A 22,269-nucleotide genomic window follows, 5' to 3' on the forward strand; every position below is an offset into this window, starting at 1 on the left:
GCAGAGTGAGATGTTGGAAGCAGGGTAAAACATGCGGTTACGGTTCGTAGTGTCTATATGGATAACCGAAAGCCAGCAGGAATAATAAACCGGCTGGAACTAACTAAGTACCGTATGCTGTCAACCGACAAGGTGAGAATGTGTAAACACTGACGAACTTGCGAATGTACACCTCGATAGGTTTACGGGTCAGAAATGATTCGGAGTCTGAAAATAAGACTTGTCTAATGGATTGGAAACATCGCATAGTGACCAATCCTAACGTTGTTACAGGCAACGGAGCTAGACACGGGGTAAAGCAAGCACCTAAATCGGAGATTGAAAGATCTTTAAAACAACGATAGTCTGAACGGAACGTCGAAAGCCACTAACGTTGGGTCTATGACTCTATCGGCGGATATAGTTGAATACGAAACGGGTAACCGAGGGAAGTATTCTTAATAGTGGTGAGAGTAGTGGCACGACCGTTGAAGATTCTGTAATGGAATTGGAGGAACAGCCACAAGCCTATTTGTAGGAACTGAAATTTCATCTAATCTTGCATGGATTCTGGTAAGACTCAAAAGGTCACCAAATCAATATGAGAGTAGGTGATAGACCATGAATGATAGAACTAAGTCCACGCCAAAGAATAAGAAACTAAGACACAACGAATACTACGGTATCCAAACTTTCTTAGATAACTTATACCAGAAGGCAACAAAGAAAAATTCTTTTAAAAATTTAATGCCTATCATTATATCAGATGAAAATATACTCCTCGCGTTTCGTAATATTAAAGGAAACAAAGGGAGTAAAACAGCAGCTTGTGACAATGTAAACATTAAGGATATTGAGAGAATGGAACAAAGCTATTTCTTGAACGAAGTAAAAAGACGCTTTCAAAACTACCAACCGCAGAAAGTAAGGCGCAAGGAAATACCGAAACCCAATGGGAAAACCAGACCTCTGGGAATACCAAGTATGTGGGATAGGATTATCCAACAATGCATCTTACAAGTAATGGAGCCTATCTGTGAAGCACACTTCTGTAACCGAAGTCATGGATTTCGCCCAAACAGAAGTGCTGAAAATGCTATAGCAGACGCAACAAAACGGGTAAATCAGCAAAACCTTACATATGTGGTGGATATAGACATTCAGGGATTCTTTGACGAAGTAAGTCACGTCAAACTCATGCGCCAACTATGGACACTGGGTATTCGTGACAAACAACTACTAGTCATTATCCGGAAAATATTGAAAGCGCCAGTGCAACTGCCTAACGGCAAAACGATATTTCCGACCAAAGGTACCCCGCAAGGTGGTATCCTTAGTCCACTACTCGCCAATGTTAACCTTAACGAATTTGACTGGTGGATTAGTAATCAATGGGAAACTTTCAAAGCCAAGAAGGTAAAGCCGAGATTGAAAGATGGGATTTGGAGTAATGACACTGTAACATATTGTCTATCCAAAACATCCAAGATGAAACCAATGTATATCGTAAGATACGCAGATGATTTTAAAATCTTTACAAATACACGTAGGAATGCGGAGAAAATTTTCGAAGCAACTCAAATGTGGTTAGAAGAACGTCTAAAACTGCCTATCTCAACCGAAAAGTCTAAAGTAACCAATCTGAAAAAGCAACAGAGTGAATTCTTAGGTTTCACTCTTAAGGCTGTAAAGAAAGGTAAGAAGAACGGTAACACACGATACATTGCAGTAACACACATCTCTCCAAAAGCACTGGAAAAAACAAAACAAGATTTAGCAAAACAAGTGAAAAGGATACAGAGAACCCCAAACTCTAATGAAACAATTAAGAGAATCAGTATATACAACAGCATGGTCATTGGTAAGCACAACTATTATAAAATAGCAACGCATGCTTCCCTGGATTTCAGTAAAATGAACCATAGTCTTGGTCACATGATGTATAACAGATTCCCAAAGTCAAAAATTAGAGGAAAAAGCAACACAAACGGATACACGAATATAGGGAAATATAAAGGGAAAGACAGAGGTATTAAACCATACCTAAAGTCAAAAGCGATGAGATTTCTCATGAAATGTCCTATTTTACCAATCTCCTATATTCAACACAAAAAACCGATGATGAAAAAGCAATCTATTAACAGATACACCGCAGAAGGACGAGCCCTTATACACAAAAACTTGGCAGAAATAACCGAAGCGGAACTGAAATGGTTAAGAGAAAACCCAGTTATAAATGAACGGGCAACCATAGAATACAATGATAATCGAATTTCTCTTTATATTGCACAAAAAGGAAGATGCAGTGTAACAGGTGAGAAACTCTCGCCTTGGGACATCCACTGTCACCATAAGCGATTATGGAGTGAAACAAGGGATGACAGCTACAAAAATCTTACCATCATCAAGCCAAGTGTCCATACACTAATACACGCGACCAATATAGAAACCATAAACCAATTCCTCAATAAATTAAAACTCAACGAGGAACAGTTAGGCAAACTTAATAAATTGCGGAAATTAGTCAAAAATGAGGAAATCTGTATGTAATCACAAAATGAAGTGGATATGGAACATGAACAACTAGCGTTGTTTGCTTAGAGCTTATCATTATTAGATGAAAAGAAAACTACAATATAGGTGGACCGCGGTATGCCGTGAAAGTGGCACGTACCGTGCGGATCGGGGGAAAAGTTGGAGATAACCTCAAAGACTTACCTATCGACAATTAATAATATCGCCAATTGTAACTACCGCCGGAGTAGCTGTTTTTTGGGGATTTAATATAGCCGTATTTACATTCGTTGTGTTAATTGGGGTAGGATCTGTAATGGTAATAGGGGGTTCACCAGGACCTGGTTCATATGTGAAGGTAACAGTTGCTTGATTTCGAATGATACCACCAGGTGGTACGCTTGTTACTCTTGCTTGGAATTGAACAGTAATTGTATCGTTTGGATTGACTGTTCCAACAGGTATACCTACAACAGGATTTGCTCCAAGATCAGGAATACCATTTATTACAACAGTACCTGGAACAAATGTTAATCCATTTGCTAACGGATCAGTAATGATAACAGATGTCGCAGGGACTGATCCACGATTTTGAAACGTTACTGTATAAGTGATAATTTCATTAATATCTACAATTTGTTTGTCTGCTAGCTTAGTTGGATTAGGTGTAGGCGTAATAACGGATACTTCAACAGTTGGAGTAGGATCTGTAATGGTAATAGGAGGTTCGCTAGGGTTAGGTTGGAATGTGTAAGTGACAGTTGCTGTGTTTTTAATAATACCGTCTGGCGGGAGGGTAGTTACAGCAACTTGATAAATTAATGTAACAATTTGTCCTGGAGTTACAGTCCCGACGTTTACACCACTATTTGGATTTGCCCCAGGTGAAGAAGCGCCATTTATCGTAACGCTATTCGGAATAAAAGTAGTACCAGTTGGAGTAGGGTCTGTAATAATAACATTTGTTGCACTTATATTCCCGACATTTTGGAACGTAATTGTATAAGTGACAGTATCCCCGAGATTAATAACTTGAGGGGTTGCTTGTTTGTTAGGATTAGTGGTAACTTCACTTACTTGTGTTTTTGTAGCTGGCGTTGGTGTAGTAACAGATACGGGTGGTAAATTTGGATCTGGTTGATACTGAAATGAAACGGTTCCTTGATTTTCGATAAAGCCTGTCGGTGGTATCGATGTTACTTGAACTTGGAAAGTTACGACAATTGAAGTGTTAGGTTCTAATGTACCGATAAGGATTCCGGAACTAGGAACGATACCTGATTGTGTAACGCCGTTTATCGTAACGCTATTCGGAATAAAAGTAGTGCCAGATGGAATAGGATCGGTTACAAGTACATTTGTTGCAGGGACAGTTCCTGTATTTTGTAAGGAGATTGTATAGGTGATTGTGTCACCTAATAAAGCAAATGCTTTATCAGCAGATTTTGTAGGATTTGTTGTTGCGGTGTTGACATTTGTAGAAGTGGGTGGAGTCGGTGTAGTTACTGTTACTGGAGGTTCTCCAGGATTAGGTTGGAATGTGTAGGTGATAGTAGCTTCATTTACAATAATTCCATTAGGTGGTATGGAAACAACACGAACTTGGAAAGTTACAATGACCGATTCACTAGGGTTTAATGTAGCAAGAGGTATGCCGAGAGCTGGATCAACATTACTAGTTAGTGACCCATTAATTGTAACACTGTTTGGAATGAAAGTAGTCCCTGTTGGGATTGGATCTGTAAAAATGATGTCTGTTAGCTGAACGGTTTGTAAGTTTTTGAAGGTAACGGTGTACGTAATGACATCACCTATATCAACGTTGTTTCGATCGGCATTTTTCGAAGGATTAATAATGCTGTTAATGATTTCAGTATTAACTGGTGGTGTTTCTTCTGTTTCTGTAATAGGAGGTTCATTTGGATTAGGCTGGGACGTAAAGTTGACTAAACCAACATTTGTAACAACCCCATTAGGAGGTATATTTGTAATCGTAACTTGGAACGTAACAGTTACTATTTCATTTGGTTGTACGGTGCCAATAGGTATCTCATTACTCGGGTCAATACCTGGCTGCGAAATTCCGTTAACAGTAACAGAATCTATGATGAATTGTGTGCCTAGTGGTGGTTGATCAATGACGGATACATTTGTCATTGGGATGTTACCAGTATTTTGAAGGGTGATTGTGTAAGTTAATGTGTCTCCAATATTGGCAACTTGTAAATCTACTGTTTTTGTTGAGTGTAAATTTGCACTTTGTACAATAGTTTCTGCGATTGGGGTAGGTGTCGTTGTGGTGACAGGTGGAAGATTTGGATCGGGTTGAGACGTGTAAGTGACATTTGCTTTATTTGAGACAACCCCATTTGGTGGTAGAGCAGTTATTTGTACTTCTAAAGTAACGATCACTGTTTCTCTTGGATTCAATGTGCCAACAGGGATTCCTGTTTCTGGTGTTAAGCTAGGTTGTGAAATCCCATTAATTGTAACACTACCAGGAACGAAAGTGGTTCCAGTAGGGATAGAATCAGTAATAATAACATTTGTCGCAGGTATGTTACCGGTATTTTGAAGGGTGATTGTATAAGTGAGCGTATCGCCAATACTTGCAAATTCTCGGTTTACTGTTTTTTGCGGATTCGGATTAGCAGTACGAACAGGTAAGGTTACAGTAGGAGTCGTTTCTGTTGTTGTAATAGGAGGTTCGCTCGGATTTGGTTGAGAAGTGTAGGTAACACTTGCTGTATTCTCTATTTTTCCGTTAGGAGGAATAGCGTTTATTTGAATTTGGAATGTAGCAGTAACTACTTCGCCAGGATTAACTGTTCCAACAGAAATTCCTGTGACTGGGCTTACGCCTGGTTGAGCGACATTGTTTACAGTAACGCTATTCGTAATAAAAGTAGTACCAGGTGGTAAAGAATCAGTAATAATAACATTAGTCGCAGGAATTGTACCTTGGTTCATGAATGTGACAGTGTAAGTTACAATATCTCCTATCTCTGCAAATGTTAGATTCGCAGTTTTTGTAGGAGTGACGACTGCAGTTTGGATAGGAGTTGTTGTTTCAGGAGTTGTTTCTGTTTTTGTAACTGGAGGTAAGTTTGGATCTGGTTGATAATTAAATGTTGCACTACCTTGATTGCGTATTTCTCCGCTAGCAGGGATGTTTACTACTCGTACTTGGAAAGTAAGCGTCGCTCGTTCGGATGGTGCTAAAGTTCCAAGGGAGATCCCTGATGATGGATCGGTTCCTGTTTGAGGAATCCCATTAATTGTAACACTATCTGGAATAAATACAGTGCCAGCAGGGATAGAATCTACTACTGTTACATTCGTCGCGGGTACAGTGCCAGTGTTTTGAAATGAGAGTGTATAGGTAATAATGTCATTTAATGCAACGAAGGAACGATCTGCTGTTTTTTGTGGATTGAGTGTTGCTGTATTAACTGCTGTTTCTGTTTCGGGAGTTGTAATAGTTGTCGTAACAGGAGGTTCATTCGGATTTGGTTCATATGTGAATGTTATAGTGGCTTCATTTCTAATAACTCCCCCGGGCGGGATGCTAGTTACTATACCTTGGAAAGTAACGGTAACACTCTGACCAGGATTTACAGTGCCGACTGGTATACCTACTTCGGGATTTTCTCCAAGTTGTGATGTTCCATTCACGACAACGCTACCTGGAACGAAAGAAACACCAGATGGAAGTGCATCTTTTACAATAACATTTGTAGCGGGGACGGTACCTCTATTTTGGAACGTTACGGTAAAGGTAATTGTATCTCCTAAATCAGCAACTTGTCGATCTGCAGATTTTGTAGTCGTCGGATTTGGATTGTTAATTGGGATGTTCACACTTGGAGTGGTAGTAGTTGTTGTAACAGGAGGCTCACTTGGGTTCGGTTGATATTGGTAAGTGAAGGATGCTTGGTTTCTAATTACCCCATCAGGTGGTAAGTTTGTAACGACAACTTGATACGTGATTGTTTTCGTTTCTCCGACAGAAATGGTACCAAGTGGTATGCCAAGTGCTGGGTCTGCTCCTGGCGTTGTAATGCCATCGATTGTAACACTATTTGGAACGAAAATAGTACCGCTAGGTGTAGGGTCTGTAACAACTACGTTAGTAGCAGGAACAGTCCCATTATTTCGGAATGTGACAGTATAGGTAATTGTATCTCCTAAGTCAGCAACTTGTTTGTCCGCAGATTTTGTAGGTGCTGTAACAACAGTCCCAACTTGGGTTTCTGTTTTAGGGGTTGGGGTAGTTGTTGTAACAGGAGGCTCATTTGGATTAACAATATAATTAAATGATACACTGCCTTGGTTTTCTATAATTCCATTTGGCGGGACACTTGTAACTTGAACTTGAAATGTAATTTCTTTTGCTTGGTTTGGGTTTAAAGTGCCAATTGAAATGCCATTTTCAGGGTTACTGTTAGGCTGTGAGACACCATCAATCGTAACGCTATTTGGAATAAATGTTGTACCGTTTGGAATTGGATCGGTTAGTACAATATTAGTAGAGGGAACGGTTCCATTATTTTGTAAACGAATTGTATACGTAATAATATCACCGATGTCAACGAAAGTACGATTAGCAGATTTTGTAGGGGTGACTGTAGCGGTATTAACAGTGACTGTAGTAGGGGCTGTCGGTTCGGTTGTTGTAACAGGCGGCTTTGTTGGATCTGGTTGATACGTATATGTCGTTGAAGCCTCGTTTGTAATAACACCGCCAGCTGGTATTTGTGTAACAAGAACTTGGAAAGATAGTGTTTTGGTTTCACCGGGATTAATTGTCCCAATTTGAATACCTAGTGCTGGATTTGAATTTGGAACTGGGGCATTATTTAGGACTACACTATTCGAAATGAATGTTGTACCAGTAGGAATTGTATCAGTAAAAACTACATTTGTAGCCGGAATCGTACCATCATTAGTAAAGGTAATCGTATACGTAATAATATCACCAATATCAACAGTAGTTTTATCCGCTGTTTTAACAGGGTTTGTAATAGCTGTGTTAACAGGAGTAGTAGTAGGAGGTGTAGGATTTGTTGTTGTAATAGGTGGTTTTGTAGGGTCCGGTTGATACGTAAATGTTGTGGTGCCGATATTTCGGATTAGACCATTCTCTGGGAGAGAGGTAACTTGAACTTGGAAAGTTACAGTGGCAGCGTCGCCAGCTGTGATTGTTCCGATTTGTATACCACCAGAAGGATTTACACCAGGTTGTGAAACGCCGTTAATTGTGACACTATTTGGAATAAACGTAGTGCTACTTGGAATTGGATCAGTTACAATAACGTTTGTCGCGGCGATGTTTCCTGTATTTGGGACAGTAATCGTATACGTAATAATATCACTGATATCAGCAATTTGTGGACTAGCAGTTTTTGTAGGATTTACAATTGCAGTTTGTACAGAAGTATTAGTCGGAGGTGGCGTTGTCGTAGTGGTTGTTGGAGGCTCAGCCGGATTCGGTTGCGACGTATATGTTACATTTGCTTCGTTAGTAATCGTTCCATCAGCTGGAAGAGAAGTGACTTGCACCTGAAATGTGACGGTTGTAGTTTGGCCAGCGGGAATTGTACCTAGCGGAATATTTGTTGGTGTTACGCCAGATTGTGTCGTGCCATTAACTGTAACACTGTTTGGAATAAAAGTGGTGCCAGTAGGGATAGGGTCAGTGATTGAAACATTCGTTGCTGAAATATTACCGTTATTTGGAACAGTAATGGTGTACGTAATAATGTCACCAATATTCACAATTTGCTGGTTTGCACTTTTAGTTGGATTAATGATAGTAGCATTAATTTGTGTTTCAACTATATTACTTGTAGAGTTTCTATTAATTGGCGGTTGATTTGGTGGATTATATTGAAAGCTTGAAGTTGCACTATTTGGAATAGGGTTTGGTGTAGGAAGGGTATTAACTCGAACTTGAAACGTAATTGTAGCATTCCCGTTTGCAGCAATCGTTCCTACATTTATACCAGTAGCAGGATTATCGGGAGTAGAAGTGCCATTTACTGTAACGCTACCTGGTACAAACGATGTACCAGCAGGAGGTGTATCTGTAATGGTAACGTTATTGGCAGTTAATGGAGCCTCATTTGTAGCAGTAATTGTATACGTAATCGTATCACCGATCGTAGCGATTGTTTTATCGACTGCTTTTGTTAATGCGACATTAGCTGTGAAAATATCTGTATCAACTATATTGCTGGTTGCTGTACGTGTGATAGTGGGTGCGTTAGGTGCAGGTTGAAATTCATATCCAAATGATGCTACGTTGCTGGCGACAGGTGGGGTAGGGATACTTGTTACATCTACTTGGAAAGTAATTGTAACAGAACCACCAGCAGGGATGTTATTGATGGGAATTCCAGTTGAGGGATCGCCAGCTGTTGGAGTGCCATTAACAGTTACACTGTTTGGAACGAAAGTGGTGCCAGCTGGTATGGGGTCTGTAAATGTAACGTTTTGGGCAGGAAGTGTTCCGGTATTTTGGACAACGATTGTATAGGTTAAGCGACTTCCTATTGTTGCTATTGCCATTAGATTCGTCCTTTCTAAATGAATTTAAATCCGATCAATAGTTAGACATTTACAAACAGCATCAGTTCACAGTTTGAAAATGGTTCTATTTATAAATGTTTATGAAAAATGAGCTCGTCATTGCATCCTATTCAAATTTACATAAATAGGAATAGGTAAAGTTTTTTTTTTTTGCCCAAATTAGTTTATACGTATTCGGATGGCACTTTTTTTGATTTACTCGCATTAAATGAAATAGCGAATAAACATATAGAGAGGAAGTGAAGTCTTTGGCGTTTGTTCAAGCTTACGGAAAGAATGATAATTTATTTATGATGCATACAGGAAATACGATGGGAATGCGCGGTACTGCTAATACAAACTTTGCTTATAATGCACTTATAACATTGAATACAGATTCTACTTTTGGAGGAGTTCCTTCGTCGACGGATCCAAATACATTTGGAGGTACGACAAATGATTGGACGTTAGATGGTTCATGGGCCGAATTGGATCCTTCAATTACTATTGTTCCTGCTACGGCAGTTGTAGATTTCGCATTACTTGTATGGACAGGGGGATTAGATGCGACTGTGACAAATGCTGTTATTGATGCGAATCCTCCCAATTTAGTCACGCCTGATGGAACGAGTACACAAGTGACAATTAATTCAGTGTGGTCGTCAGGAGGAGTGAATTTACCCTTTATAGCCAATGTTTATAATCGAGCAGCAGATGTAACAACTTTACTACAAGGATTACCAAATCGAGCGGTGGGGAGATATAGTGTAACAGGATTACCAACCCGTCCACCAGTTGGTTATGGCGCAGGATGGTCGTTGATCGTTGTATATCGTGATTCCTCATATCCGATGAGAAATGTGAGTTTATTTCCAGGGTTTTTATTATCAGGTACACCGCAAACTCTTTCTGGATTTTTCACCCCAGCTACAGGAACAGTGACAGCACGTACTTTTGTAATGGCAGTAAATGGTGATCCGAATTTTACGGGTGATAATTTTCAATTGAACTCAGTGACGTTAACTGGACCGAATAATCCATTGGGGAACTTTTTTAGAGGGCAAGTGAATGATATTAATGGAAATTTAAATACAATTGGTAGTTTTGCTGATCGGAATTTTTCAGGAACAACTACAAATGCAAATGCAAGAGCTGAATTTGATATTACAAATGTAAATGCTACAGGTTCTATTGCACCAAATACGACATCTACACAAGTAAATATTACAGGTACAGGGGATACGATTTATACGAGTGCGGTCGGATTACAAATAGACTTGGCAGAAGCTAGATTAACAGCTGTAAAATCAGTAACTGTAAGTTAAAAAGATTGCTATAAGCTAGCAATCTTTTTTATGAGGGGTATTTTGTTAGTAAAGATTGGTAATGAGAATAATCAATTTCTTTTTCTTGTAGTTTTTTTACTAAAAATTTATGATCACGTTTCGGTGTAGCAATAATATACCCTTTAATAATTAAATCTTGTGTAATTTGAGAGGCTTTTTCTTGTAATGCCAGTTCTCCGATTTTGCCAGCAATTTTTGATTTAGCAACATCGCGAAATAGTTCTGGAACAGGACTTACGAGCTCTTCTAACAATTGTTTTTGTTCGTCACCCCATAAATGCCTCGTTTTATTAATATAGTGCTCTTCCCAATCTAAAATGGACATACCATCTTCTTTCGGTAATCGTTTTAGGAATTTTCTGAACATAAAGTATCCACCGATAGACATAAGTCCTAATAAAATAACAGTCCATAGCACAATAAACCAACTGAACCATCCTTCGAGCAAGCGTATCCCCCCTTAATGATTGCGGTTTTCTTATATTCATATTATAAACAGTGAGATTCATAGAAAGCAAGAACGCTTGGTCATTTTGACCAAGCGTTATCATTTAAACGAAGTATAGTTGTTCAACACATAAATTATTATTATCATCTTCTACATATTCAATGATTAATGTGCCAACTTTACGATCTTTATCTTCTGTTGTGAAAATAGAGTAAGAAGTAAAACGTGCTGTTGATAGGCCGCTTATATGTGTAGGTAAAGAAATGTAGTCGTTATCGCAGAAGAATTCCATCAGTTCAATATCTTCAAATTCTTTTCGGTCAACTTGTTTATTTGTATAGCGGCGTTGAAGCTGTTTTAAAGACTCATTCCAAGAAATTGCTTTTGTATCGTATACCATTGTGCTATCTCCTTACTGTATGTAATCATTAAGAACATACGTTCTAATCCAGTATACTCTTTTTATTAGAAAAGGGAAAGCAAAAAATAATGTAAGCTTGGGTTTCCAAGCTTACATTATTGATGCGTCCGTCATAATCTCTATTTTTTATTATAAGTTACATAAGAATAAGAAACAAGATGATATATATTTCGTTGATAGTTTTCAAAATTCTGTATATTATAAATGTACTAAAGTGCAAGGGAATGAGAGGTATGGCATATATAATTTCACTCCAAGGACCGATGGCAAGCGGAAAAACGACATTGGCTAAAAGGCTAGAGCGATGCGGGATTTCAGTTATATATGAAAATCCTTATCCAATTGTAGAAAAGCGAAAACAATTAAAGTTGGATATGAAGTCAAAAGAAGGGTTTATTCTAAATCAAAAAATGTTTATGGAAGCAAAAATAAAAGAGTTTCAAAATGTGAAAGATTCAGTTGTGATTTTTGATCGTGGACCAGAAGACATTGAGTTTTATACACTTTTTTATCCAACGATTATAGGGGAAGAGTGGGATATAGAAACTGAATTGAAAGATGAATTATATAAATTAAGAGAATGCCGTTCGGATGCGATTTTTTATGTAGATGTTACGAAAAAGAATGTATACGATAGAAAAAATAATGATAGAGCAAGAAACAGAAGTACATTTGCGGAGCAATTTAAATTAGTAGAAACTGAAAAAGATTGGTATAAACAATTTCCGGTAACTTATGTGGACACTAATAGATTAACAGTGGGCGATTTAGAGGTATATTTTATGGATTGGTTAAAGGAGAGAGGGCTATGAAAAAGATACTTTTATTTGTATATCCAACATTTGCGGAGTTTGAAATAACAGTAGCAACAGCATTGCTGAAAAATAAATTTGAAATTATTACAGCGGGTTTAACAAAAGAATTGGTTATAAGTGAAACGGGTTTGCAAGTGAAACCACATATAGAATTAAGGGAAGTGCGTGTGGAAGAATATGAGGGGATTATTATTCCAGGCGGAGATGAGATACAGATCAAGGATGCAGAAGGACTCTTTTTAGTCGTCCGTCAATTTCACGAACAAGAAAAATTAGTAGCTGCTATTTGCGCTGGACCGTATGCGCTAGCAAAAGCAGGCTTATTCAAAGAAATCCCGTATACAGTGACCATAGATTATCAAAAGCTTGATTGTTTTCCAGTAGAAAATTTTGTGTATAAAGAAGTTGTGCAACACTCAAATATCATTACAGCACAAGGACATGCATTTGTACCATTCGGAATAGCCATTGCCTCTTACTTTGGGATAGCGAACGAACATAATACAAATTTTTATGGCGGTAAGGGCAATGTGATGATGGAGAAGCTTTTACCTGAAAATGTGTGAAAGCTAGCGAATGCTAGCTTTTTTCTTTTTGACATCGATAAATGGCTAACGTTTTTGGATCGCGCCATATACCGTTGTGAAGTAATAATTCATTTTCTACTTCTTCTTTTAGCCATTCCTTCATTTCCGCATGAAGATATGTATTATCAGGTATATTTAGCGACGGAAACATGCTAGAAATATAGTTTATAATCGGAGTAGCATGATAAAAAACGAGGGCATTATGAATAACCGCTTCTTCAACTCTTGGAAAAACAGACTGTAATATCTCTTTACCATTTTCTAAACAAAATGGAGTGACTGATGATGTTGTTTTCGGCAAATCGAATGCGTCTAACATGCGGTTACACATTTCAACTATACGAGGTAATGTAACGTTAGAATTTGTTGTAGCTAAAAGTGAGCCACCAGGACGAATTACTTTATGGAATCCTTGAATTGTTTTTTCGACATCTTTCATGTGATATAACATATGTCTTGCGACGATCCAGTCGTAGCAATTAGCTTCGAAAGGAAGTTTACCAGCGTCACCTAGTCTCCATTCAATTATGCTATTCTTTATGGCTGCTTCAGAAAGCATCGTTTTCGATTGATCAAAACCGGTTAGTCTTCCGTTATGACCGTTAGTTTGTAATAGGGAAAGAAAATTCCCATTAGCGCATCCAACCTCTAATATTTTTTCATCTCCTTGAAGTTGTAAATGTTCTATGACGACTTCATCTAAATTCACTTGTTTTTCTTCGCAATGTTTATGTGTATCGATGCGTGTTTGTAAATGGCTACTTACATTGTATTGGCGTTTTACATCATTCATTTTTTCGCATTCCACTTTTGTGCAAAATTGCTGAATCGCATGTGTCAATACGTCGGTTTTCTTTAAACCTTCGTAATGGAGTGCAGATTCAAACCTTTCAAGTAATTTTTCTTCAATTCGAAAATGAATATCTTTTCGCTTCGTCATTGAAATCTCGCCCCTTTGCATCTGTTAGTGAGACTATAGCATGCCTGAAAAATTTGTGTAAATCATTTGTGTACACAAATGGAGAAGATGAAAAAATTGTTTGAATGTGAGTTTAAACTATTGACGATTTAACCGTTTTCATATATTCTTAAATTAAGAAATATTCAAATAATTAAAAGAAATGAGAGAGTCACATGCTTCTTCAAGGAACACATCGAATTGGTCGTATGGCCATGTTGTTGGCACTTGCGGATGAGAATGAAAGCCCTGTATTATCTATCCCAAAAGGTTGGAAGTATTGTACGGGGAAAGTGGGTTCTATGAATTCGCAAAAGGTTGTCGCAGCAATGGAAACAGCGGCTAAAAGCAACCAAGTTATTGAAACAGACGTTTACAGAGAAACACATGCACTTTATCATGCAATTATGGAAGCTTTGTACGGAGTGACGAGAGGTCAAATTCAGTTAGCAGACGTTCTTCGTACAGTAGGACTTCGCTTTGCGATTGTGCGCGGTACACCATACGACGGAAAAAAAGAAGGCGAATGGGTTGCTGTTGCATTATATGGAACGATTGGTGCACCTGTAAAAGGATCTGAGCATGAGGCGATTGGTTTAGGAATTAATCACATATGATTTGCCCATAGTCTATTAGTTAGAAGGGGGCCTTACTTTTTTAGGACAGAAGTCTGTCTTAAAAAGATAAGGTCCCCTTTTGCCTTTTTAAGGAGGAAAAAAGAATGATTACGTTAACAGGACATACATTGACAGTTGAAGAAATGAAGAGGTTGTTACTTGAAGGAGAAGGTGTAATAGCTTGTCCAAATAGTATGCAAAAGGTAGCGGAGTGCCGCGAAGTAGTTGAGAAAATCGTAGAAGACGGAAAAGTCGTTTACGGTATTACAACTGGATTTGGAAAGTTTAGTGATGTGCTAATTCAAAAAGAAGATGTAAAGGCACTTCAGCATAATTTAATTCAGTCACATGCATGTGGGATAGGCGATCCATTCCCTGAAGAAGTATCACGCGGTATGTTAATTTTACGAGCGAACACGATGCTTAAAGGAGTATCTGGTGTTAGACCGCTCGTTGTAAATATGCTTCTTGAGTTTGTAAACCGTAAAATTCACCCAGTCGTTCCGCAACAAGGATCACTTGGTGCAAGTGGAGATTTAGCACCTTTATCTCATCTTGCGCTCGTATTATTAGGCGAAGGTGAAGTGTTCTATAAGGGGAAACGCGTTCATGCGATGGTTGCTCTTACAGAAGAAGGTCTTGAGCCAATTGAACTTGAAGCAAAAGAAGGTCTGGCGTTAATTAATGGTACGCAGGCGATGACAGCGCAAGGAGTTCTTTCTTATATAGAAGCAGAAGCAACAGCTTATCAAGCCGAATTCATTGCATCTATGACAATTGAAGGGTTACAAGGCATTATTGATGCATTTGATGAAAATGTTCATAAAGCACGTGGTTATAAAGAGCAGGTGGAAGTAGCGAGCAGAATTCGTGACATCCTTCATGATAGTAAATTAACAACAAAACAAGGAGAACTACGTGTACAGGATGCATATTCACTTCGCTGTATCCCGCAAGTACACGGTGCTTCTTGGCAAGTTTTAAATTATGTGAAAGAAAAATTAGAAATTGAAATGAATGCCGCGACAGATAATCCACTTATTTTTGATGGCGGGGAAAAAGTGATTTCAGGTGGTAACTTCCACGGCCAACCGATTGCATTTGCGATGGACTTCTTAAAAGTTGGAATGGCAGAACTTGCAAATATTTCAGAGCGCCGTATTGAACGCTTAGTAAATCCGCAGTTAAATGACTTACCACCATTTTTAAGTCCAGAACCAGGACTTCAGTCTGGTGCAATGATTATGCAATACGCTGCAGCGTCACTTGTTTCTGAAAATAAAACGTTAGCACACCCGGCGAGTGTTGATTCAATCCCGTCGTCAGCTAACCAAGAAGATCATGTAAGTATGGGAACAATTGCTTCACGCCATGCACATCAAATTATTCAAAATGTAAGACGTGTTCTTTCTATTGAGATGATTTGTGCGATGCAAGCGGCAGAATATCGCGGTATTGAAAACATGAGTGCAGTGACGAAGAGCTTCTACCACCAAGGTCGTCAGCAAGTGCCATCTATTACAAATGATCGTATATTCTCAACGGATATTGAAAATATTGCACATTGGTTAAAAACGAATTATTCGATAAAAGAAAGATTAGATGTAAACGCAGCACTATAAAATGAGAAAAGGGAGAGATTGAAATGGAAAAAGTACAACAAACAATTCGCGCGCCAAGAGGTACAGAGTTACAAACGAAAGGGTGGGTTCAAGAAGCTGCACTTCGTATGTTAATGAACAATTTAGACCCTGAAGTTGCTGAAAAACCAGAAGAATTAGTTGTATATGGTGGAATTGGCCGTGCAGCTCGTAACTGGGAAAGCTACAATGCGATTGTAGATTCACTAAAAACGTTAGAAAGTGATGAAACGTTACTTGTTCAATCAGGAAAACCAGTTGCCATTTTTAAATCACATGAAGATGCACCACGTGTTTTATTAGCGAACTCAAACTTAGTACCAAAATGGGCGAACTGGGATCACTTCCGTGAATTAGAGAAAAAAGGTCTTATGATGTACGGGCAAATGACAGCAGGTAGCTGGATTTATATTGGAACACAAGGGATTTTACAAGGAACATATGAAACATTTGGTGAAGCAGCTCGTCAACATTTCGATGGTTCATTAAAAGGTACATTAACACTTACTGCCGGTTTAGGTGGTATGGGTGGTGCTCAACCTCTTGCTGTAACGATGAATGGCGGTGTTGTTATTGCTATTGATGTTGATAAGCGCAGCATCGATCGTCGTATTGAAAAGAGATATTGTGATATGTATACAGAATCATTAGAAGAAGCGTTAACTGTTGCGAACGAGTATAAAGAGAAGAAAGAACCGATTTCTATTGGCTTATTAGGAAATGCGGCAGAAATTTTACCAGAGCTAGTGAAGCGCAATATTACGCCAGATTTAGTTACGGATCAAACATCTGCTCATGATCCATTAAACGGCTATATTCCAGTAGGTTACACATTAGAAGAAGCGGCAAAACTTCGTGAAGAAGATCCAAAACGTTACGTACAATTATCAAAAGAAAGTATGACAAAACATGTAGAAGCAATGCTTGCTATGCAAGAAAAAGGCGCAATTACATTTGATTACGGAAATAACATTCGCCAAGTTGCTTTCGATGAAGGCTTGAAAAATGCATTCGATTTCCCAGGATTCGTTCCAGCATTTATCCGTCCATTATTCTGTGAAGGAAAAGGACCATTCCGCTGGGTAGCACTTTCTGGTGACCCAGAAGATATTTATAAAACAGACGAGGTAATTTTACGTGAATTCGCTGACAATGAGCATTTATGTAACTGGATTCGTATGGCACGTCAGCAAGTTGAATTCCAAGGTCTTCCATCACGTATTTGTTGGCTTGGTTATGGTGAGCGTGCGAAGTTTGGACGCATCATTAATGAGATGGTGGCTAACGGTGAATTATCAGCACCGATTGTTATCGGCCGTGACCATTTAGATTGCGGATCAGTAGCATCTCCAAACCGTGAAACAGAAGCGATGAAAGATGGCAGTGATGCAGTAGCTGACTGGCCGATTTTAAACGCATTAATTAATAGTGTAAACGGTGCGAGCTGGGTGTCTGTTCACCACGGTGGTGGCGTTGGTATGGGCTATTCACTTCACGCTGGAATGGTTATCGTTGCAGATGGAACAGAAGCGGCAGCAAAACGTATTGAGCGCGTATTAACTTCTGATCCTGGTATGGGTGTTGTTCGTCACGTGGATGCAGGATATGACTTAGCTGTGGAAACTGCGAAAGAAAAAGGCGTTAACATTCCAATGATGAAATAAGGAGGAGAAAACATGCTGGACACTTTACTAATAAATATCGGTCAATTACTAACAATGGATCAAGAAGATGGCTTGTTAAGACGGGAAGCGATGAACACGCTTCCTGTTATCGAAAACGGTGCGGTTGGAATTGAAAAAGGCGTAATTACTTTCGTTGGAACAGCGGAAGAAGCGAAAGGATTACAAGCGAAAGAAGTGATTGATTGCGGCGGGAAAATGGTTTCTCCTGGTCTTGTTGATCCGCATACTCATCTTGTATTTGGTGGATCTCGTGAAAATGAAATTGCACTAAAATTGCAAGGAGTTCCGTACTTAGAAATTTTAGAACAAGGCGGAGGTATTCTTTCAACTGTAAATGCAACGAAACAGGCGTCGAAAGAAGAACTTGTTCAAAAAGCGAAATTCCATTTAGACCGTATGCTATCTTTCGGAGTTACAACTGTAGAAGCGAAGAGTGGTTACGGATTAGATGATGAAACAGAGTGGAAGCAATTAGAGGCAACTGCACAATTACAAAAAGAGCATGCAATTGATTTAGTTTCCACATTTTTAGGTGCCCATGCAGTTCCGAAAGAGTATAAAGGTAGATCAAAAGAATTTTTACAATGGATGTTAGACCTACTGCCAGAAATGAAAGAGAAGAAATTAGCTGAATTCGTTGATATTTTCTGCGAAACAGGTGTGTTCTCTGTCGAAGAGTCAAAAGAGTTTTTATTAAAGGCGAAAGAGCTTGGCTTTGATGTGAAAATTCATGCAGATGAAATTGACCCTCTTGGTGGTGCAGAAGCAGCGGCTGAAATTGGTGCAGCATCAGCGGATCATTTAGTTGGCGCTTCGGATAAAGGAATTGAAATGCTTGCAAACTCGAATACAGTAGCCACTTTATTACCAGGAACAACGTTCTATTTAAATAAAGAAAGCTTTGCTCGCGGTCGTAAAATGATCGACGAAGGTGTTGCAGTTGCGTTAGCTACAGACTTTAACCCAGGTAGCTGTCCAACCGAAAACATTCAGCTTATTATGAGCATTGCAATGCTAAAGCTGAAAATGACACCAGAAGAAGTTTGGAATGCTGTAACAGTTAACTCTTCTTACGCAATTAATCGTGGTGATGTAGCTGGGAAAATTAGAGTGGGCCGCAAGGCTGATTTAGTTTTATGGGATGCTTATAACTATGCTTACGTACCGTATCATTACGGCGTAAGTCATGTAAATACAGTATGGAAGAATGGTAATATCGCATATACAAGAGGTGAACAATCGTGGAGCACGGCCACTATTTAAAGAAAAATGCAAAGTTTATCGATCGTGAAGTGACGAAATGGAGTGAAATGATTAAAGATTGGGAGGAAGGCGTAGAAATATTCGGTGCTGCTTTAATTGGAGCACCCCTTTCTAAACCATCTATTAGTCATTCAGGAGCAAGTTTTGCGCCAAAAACAATTCGTGCGATGTTAGATGCATATAGCACGTACGCAATTACAGAAGAACACGATATGAAAGAAAGTGTCTTGTATGATTGCGGGGATATTACGATGCATGTGACGGATATAAAAGAAAGTCATAACCGAATTGCGAAAACAGTTGGTCATGTAACGAAAGTAAATCCGAACATGATACCAATCGTTCTTGGCGGGGATCACTCGATTAGTTTTCCGAGTATAACGGGGTTTGCAAATAGTAAAGGAAAGGTCGGTATTATTCAATTTGATGCTCATCATGATTTACGTAATTTAGATGATGGTGGTCCATCAAATGGTACACCGTTCCGTAGTTTACTAGAAAATGATGTCATTACAGGCAAACAACTCATTCAAATCGGAATTCGTAATTTTTCAAATGCACGAGCATACCATGAATATGCAAAAGAACATGGCGTGACAGTGTATACAATGAAAGATGTACGAGAGCGAGAAATAAAAGATATTATTACGGAAAGTATTGAAGTATTAAGAAAGCAAGGCGTGACCTCTATTTACATTTCTCTTGATATGGACGTACTAGATCAAGCATTTGCACCAGGCTGTCCAGCAATTGGCCCTGGGGGAATGGATAGCGTAACTTTACTAGATGCGATTGAATTCCTTGGCAAAGAACCTCTCGTGCAAGGGATGGATATAGTAGAGATTGATCCAACTCTCGATTTTAGGGATATGACGAGTAGAGTAGCTGCACAAGTGATTATGAGTTTTCTTTTGGCGAGAGAGACAGTCCGTAAGCAGGTTAGTATATAGGCGTGAAATGAATAGGGAATGTTTATTGATTCCATATAAAAAACACATTACTACTTATATGTAGTAATGTGTTTTTATGTGAAAAGAGAAGGTGAAATTAGAATATATATGTGTGTGGGAAAATTAATAAGATTTCGGGTTTTTAGTGATATTTTACGAATTTATTTTCTTAGTTTGAAAGAATTGACATGAAAAATAATTTTATGATAAAATAAAAATTTTGCTAAAAAACTAAATATATGTTAAGCTTGAGAAGGTTACCATATATGGAGGTGGATTATTTGTTTCAAATTGGCGATAACATTGTTTATCCAATGCACGGAGCAGGTATTATTAAAGCCATAGAAGAGAAGGAAATCTCAGGAGAAAAACAACAGTATTATGTTATAAAAATGTCGGCTAGTAATATGGAACTAATGATTCCAGCAGGGAGAATATTGAATTCAAATATACGACCAGTTACGGATATAACCGCATTAGCGCACATAATGGATATTTTTCAACATGGGGAATCAGATAGATTACTTACATGGAAACAAAGATATAAATTGAACACTGATAAAATAAAGACGGGTAAAATACAAGAAGGTGCTGAAGTTGTGCGTGATTTAATGCGTATACAGAAAGAAAAAGCACTTAATGCAAGCGAAAAGAAGATGTTAGATAATGCACACGAATTTTTGATTAGTGAACTGGGATTAATTGAAGGTATCACAGAAAATCAGATAAAAAGCTTTTGTTAAGATTTATTACAAATAATGTATTATATCCCAAAAAAGATCTTGAATTTTTTGGGAACATAATTATAGAAAATTTATCATTTCAAAGACATTCAACTCTTTCAAACCACTTTTAGAGCATTAACCTCTATTGTTATTACTACAATCAAATCCATTTTTATTTTTTAATTTCATTTATGAATGTTCGAAGTTTAATTGAATACTTCGATAAAATAGTTACTTGATTTTTGCAATCCTGATTCACACTGGCACGGACGAGGAGCCGTAAGGATGAAAGAGAGGTAGGGCTTTCATTGTTTTAGGTATATAAGTTATTATTTTTAGGAGAATACTGAACCATGTTCACTTCTATTGTTAAAGTTTTTTATATGTGAAGAGATAATAATTGTTTATTTTCTTTATATAAAAGAGATAAACGAATTGTTAGCCATATATGGTCAACTCAAAAAGGTTTCCTGCCTAGGAAACCTTTTTTTATTTGTATCATTCTATTTTTTGATATTCGAATGTTTGATGGTAAAGGCGTATAAATTGACGTTACTATCTAAAAGTAAGTATGATGCGATTGTAGTAAGAATTTTTTAGGGGGAAGAAAAATGACAAGTTCAAATAATAAAGCGGCAAGTATTTATGAAGGAACAAATATAAACGCTTGGGGATCTTTTGAAAATATTGAAGAAACGAAGTTGTTTAATCCGATTCAAACTGGATCATGGTCTCTTCGTAATCGTATAGCAATGGCACCGATGACGAGATGTTTCGCAGATAATGAGACTGGAGCAGTTGGTGCTGATGTAGTGGAGTACTATAGAAAACGTGCTGCTGACGGAGTTGGATTAATTATTACGGAAGGAATTGTCGTTAGTCCGAGAGCGAAAGGAAATCCAGGAGTGCCAGGAATTTATACACAAGAACAAGTCGATTCTTGGAAACCTGTTACAGAGGCGGTACATAAAGAAGGTGGGACGATTATCGCTCAAATATGGCATGTTGGACGTATGAGTCATCATGAAATAATTGGTGGGCAATTGCCACAAGCACCGTCTGCAATCGCCGCAGAAGGAAATGTTCCGCGTTTTCGTAAACCGTTTGATACACCAGAAGCAATGACGTTAGAAGAAATAAAAGAAGTTATTGGCCAATACGCACAAGCTGCGAAAAATGCGATCGAAGCTGGGTTTGATGGGGTAGAAATTCACGGTGCACACGGCTATTTAATTGATCAGTTCACGTATGAATTTGCGAATAAGCGTATGGATCAATACGGCGGTGATTTAAAGCAAAGGTTAACATTTATGAAAGAAGTAACAGAGGCTGTAATAGAAGCAGTTGGAGCTGATAAAACACTTCTTCGTTTCTCTGCTTTTAAAGGTGATAATCCTACTTATATGTGGGAAAACCCTGAGCTGGCAATTGAAACATTCGTAAATATGTTTAAAGAAATTGGATTAACGATGATTCACCCTTCAACGATGAATTATACGCAAGTGATTGCTGACGGAAAGAATTTTCATCAATTAGTAAGAAAATATTGGGATGGTACGATTGTTGGTGTTGGTAATTTAAATCCGAAAGAGGCTGAAGAAGCACTGCGAGAAGGAACAATTGACGTAGCTGCATTCGGAAGACCGTTAATTGCAAATCCGGACTTCGTTCATCGAATTAAACATGCTGAAAGTTTAGTTGAATATGACGCGAAAGAGCATCTTGCAACATTAGTGTGAATAAAGATAAAA

14 protein-coding genes and 1 pseudogene are annotated in these 22,269 nt (G+C 38.3%); 11 read left to right on the top strand and 4 right to left on the bottom strand.

Features of this window, described 5'->3' with window-relative positions; translation table 11 throughout:
- The first annotated feature begins 600 nt into the window (after positions 1–600).
- Positions 601–2,529: a group II intron reverse transcriptase/maturase gene (gene ltrA / locus EUC40_RS08850; RefSeq protein WP_000999901.1), complete on the top strand. Its 1,929-nt coding sequence runs from the start codon at positions 601–603 to the stop codon at positions 2,527–2,529.
- 180 nt (positions 2,530–2,709) lie between these two features.
- Here the strand turns inward: ltrA and EUC40_RS08855 are convergent.
- Positions 2,710–9,063 (bottom strand): annotated as a pseudogene (locus tag EUC40_RS08855) (DUF7507 domain-containing protein); the annotation flags it as partial.
- Between the two features lie 269 nt (positions 9,064–9,332).
- Here EUC40_RS08855 and EUC40_RS08860 point away from each other — a divergent pair.
- Positions 9,333–10,388 carry a hypothetical protein gene (locus EUC40_RS08860; RefSeq protein WP_156574495.1) on the top strand — a complete coding sequence of 352 codons (1,056 nt, stop codon included), beginning with the start codon at positions 9,333–9,335 and terminating at the stop codon, positions 10,386–10,388.
- Between the two features lie 28 nt (positions 10,389–10,416).
- Here the strand turns inward: EUC40_RS08860 and EUC40_RS08865 are convergent, their stop codons facing one another.
- Both EUC40_RS08865 and EUC40_RS08870 read right to left on the bottom strand, forming a co-directional pair.
- Positions 10,417–10,857: a DUF2621 domain-containing protein gene (locus tag EUC40_RS08865; protein WP_156574497.1), complete on the bottom strand. Its 441-nt coding sequence runs from the start codon at positions 10,855–10,857 to the stop codon at positions 10,417–10,419.
- 103 nt (positions 10,858–10,960) lie between these two features.
- Positions 10,961–11,257, bottom strand: a complete 297-nt coding sequence (locus EUC40_RS08870; protein WP_071711331.1) for a hypothetical protein — start codon at positions 11,255–11,257, stop codon at positions 10,961–10,963.
- Between the two features lie 245 nt (positions 11,258–11,502).
- Between EUC40_RS08870 and EUC40_RS08875 the strand changes: the two genes are divergently transcribed.
- Positions 11,503–12,090: an AAA family ATPase gene (locus EUC40_RS08875; RefSeq protein ID WP_208814647.1), complete on the top strand. Its 588-nt coding sequence runs from the start codon at positions 11,503–11,505 to the stop codon at positions 12,088–12,090.
- Positions 12,087–12,659 (top strand): DJ-1/PfpI family protein, encoded by a 573-nt coding sequence (locus EUC40_RS08880; RefSeq protein ID WP_156574501.1) that lies wholly within the window; start codon positions 12,087–12,089, stop codon positions 12,657–12,659. Before EUC40_RS08875 ends, EUC40_RS08880 begins: the two co-directional genes overlap by 4 nt.
- Positions 12,660–12,672: 13 nt before the next feature.
- Here EUC40_RS08880 and EUC40_RS08885 read toward each other — a convergent pair whose 3' ends face one another.
- Positions 12,673–13,620 carry a class I SAM-dependent methyltransferase gene (locus EUC40_RS08885; RefSeq protein WP_156574503.1) on the bottom strand — a complete coding sequence of 316 codons (948 nt, stop codon included), beginning with the start codon at positions 13,618–13,620 and terminating at the stop codon, positions 12,673–12,675.
- A 194-nt stretch (positions 13,621–13,814) separates the two neighbouring features.
- Between EUC40_RS08885 and hutP the strand changes: the two genes are divergently transcribed.
- From hutP to EUC40_RS08920, 7 genes are all read left to right on the top strand, one after another.
- Positions 13,815–14,255 carry a histidine utilization transcription antiterminator HutP gene (gene hutP / locus EUC40_RS08890; RefSeq protein ID WP_000926516.1) on the top strand — a complete coding sequence of 147 codons (441 nt, stop codon included), beginning with the start codon at positions 13,815–13,817 and terminating at the stop codon, positions 14,253–14,255.
- Positions 14,256–14,359: 104 nt separating this feature from the next.
- On the top strand, positions 14,360–15,877 hold the full coding sequence (hutH, locus tag EUC40_RS08895) for a histidine ammonia-lyase (RefSeq protein WP_071711336.1): 1,518 nt from the start codon (positions 14,360–14,362) through the stop codon (positions 15,875–15,877).
- Positions 15,878–15,900: 23 nt separating this feature from the next.
- Positions 15,901–17,559, top strand: coding sequence for a urocanate hydratase (gene hutU, locus EUC40_RS08900; protein WP_156574505.1), 1,659 nt, complete (start codon positions 15,901–15,903; stop codon positions 17,557–17,559).
- A 12-nt stretch (positions 17,560–17,571) separates the two neighbouring features.
- Entirely contained in the window at positions 17,572–18,843 is a 1,272-nt protein-coding gene (gene hutI / locus EUC40_RS08905; protein ID WP_156574507.1) for an imidazolonepropionase, read from the top strand.
- A complete protein-coding gene (gene hutG / locus EUC40_RS08910; protein ID WP_156574509.1) occupies positions 18,822–19,793 on the top strand; it encodes a formimidoylglutamase in 972 nt (323 codons plus the stop codon). The genes hutI and hutG overlap by 22 nt, the downstream gene beginning before the upstream one ends.
- Positions 19,794–20,074: 281 nt before the next feature.
- Complete coding sequence (locus EUC40_RS08915) at positions 20,075–20,536, top strand: CarD family transcriptional regulator (RefSeq protein ID WP_176547482.1); 462 nt, start codon at positions 20,075–20,077, stop codon at positions 20,534–20,536.
- 593 nt (positions 20,537–21,129) lie between these two features.
- Positions 21,130–22,257: an alkene reductase gene (locus EUC40_RS08920; protein ID WP_156574511.1), complete on the top strand. Its 1,128-nt coding sequence runs from the start codon at positions 21,130–21,132 to the stop codon at positions 22,255–22,257.
- The last annotated feature ends 12 nt before the right edge of the window (positions 22,258–22,269 follow it).

The sequence above is a fragment of the Bacillus luti genome (assembly GCF_009739945.1).
In the GTDB taxonomy this organism is placed as follows: Bacteria; Bacillota; Bacilli; order Bacillales; family Bacillaceae_G; genus Bacillus_A; species Bacillus_A luti.